The following is a 579-nucleotide window of genomic DNA, read 5'->3' as shown; positions in this document are numbered from 1 at the left end:
GGCGAGCGCCGGGCGCGCCGTCGCGGCCTCGGCTTCCGCATCCGGGGGCGTCGTGGCCGATGTTCCGGTGGCCGGTGGTTTCGTGGCCGAGGCTGTCATGGCGTGTCGTCTAGCCGTTGGCGCCGGCTCCGGGAAGCGCGCCGACCGTGGCGCCGCGGCGCAGCACCCGGCTCGATTCGGAGACGATCACCGGCCGGCCGCCGGCGAAGCTCACCTCGAGCACCAGCTCGGCGACCCCTTGCGAGCGCGCGCCGCGGGCCGGGTTGCCGGCCCGGAAGTCGACGAGGGTGCGCACGACGCAGCTCTGCAGCGCCGCATTGCAGGCGGTGCGGGTGTCGTGCGGCTCGTAGCGCCGCTCGGGCCAGCGCTGCGCGAAGCGGCGCTTCTCGGCGAGCAGGGCCGCGAACGTCGTCATCCGCCCGTGGAAGCGCAGGCGCTCGCCGTAGAAGCGCGACGCGCCCGAGACCATGGCGCCGTTCGATCCGGAGAAGGAGGCGAGGTAATCCTCGGCCAGGCCCTGGGCCTGCCCGGCCCAGTCGGCGAAGCGCGGGTCGGCCGCCGCCTCGCGCGCGCCGGAGG

The 579-nt window shown here is 76.0% G+C and carries 1 pseudogene; it reads right to left on the bottom strand.

The features are described from left to right. Positions 1-109: 109 nt before the first annotated feature. Positions 110-579: pseudogene (locus tag FV223_RS31095) on the bottom strand (hypothetical protein); the annotation flags it as partial.

Origin of the sequence: Methylobacterium sp. WL116 (assembly GCF_008039455.1) — a bacterium.
Lineage (GTDB): Bacteria > Pseudomonadota > Alphaproteobacteria > Rhizobiales > Beijerinckiaceae > Methylobacterium.
The sequence above is the reverse complement of the archived record's forward strand: the minus strand, read 5'-3'. Positions and strand labels throughout refer to the sequence as shown.